We start from the raw sequence: 408 nt of genomic DNA, 5'->3' as shown, positions 1-408 counted from the left end.
GCCTTGGTCAGCACGGCGTCGGTGGCGATAACGGCGATGGTGGTGCTGCCGGCTTCCCCATGTCCGCCAACACGCCGGTCGCGGTATTTCAGCAGGATCTTCCTGGCGTCTTGCGGCAGTGGATCGGGATAGCCCAGGCCGCCGAACTCGTGGCCGATCTCGAAGGGCGCCGCCCAGAAATGGCGGCTGCGGCCGACGGTGACGGAGCCGGTCGGATTGACGGCGGCGAGCGCGCCGATGGTGACGCCGCTGTCGAGCACGGTCGAGGCGGAGCCCAGCCCGCCTTTCAACCCGTAGGTCAGCGCGCCCGTGCCGGCGCCCAATGTACCGATGGCGAAATCCATTGTTGCCGCCTGCACGGCGTCATAGCCGAGCTCGCGATAGGGCGGATAACGGCCCCATTTCTTG

The 408-nt window shown here is 67.6% G+C and carries 1 protein-coding gene; it reads right to left on the bottom strand.

Annotation, left to right across the window (positions count from 1 at the left end; genetic code table 11):
- Positions 1-408, bottom strand: a 408-nt coding sequence (locus EOA23_RS35415) for a P1 family peptidase (protein ID WP_189341856.1), incomplete at both ends; no start/stop codon positions are given.

Origin of the sequence: Mesorhizobium sp. M2A.F.Ca.ET.042.01.1.1, from assembly GCF_003997405.1 — a bacterium.
Classification (GTDB): domain Bacteria; phylum Pseudomonadota; class Alphaproteobacteria; order Rhizobiales; family Rhizobiaceae; genus Mesorhizobium.
The sequence above is the reverse complement of the archived record's forward strand: the minus strand, read 5'-3'. Positions and strand labels throughout refer to the sequence as shown.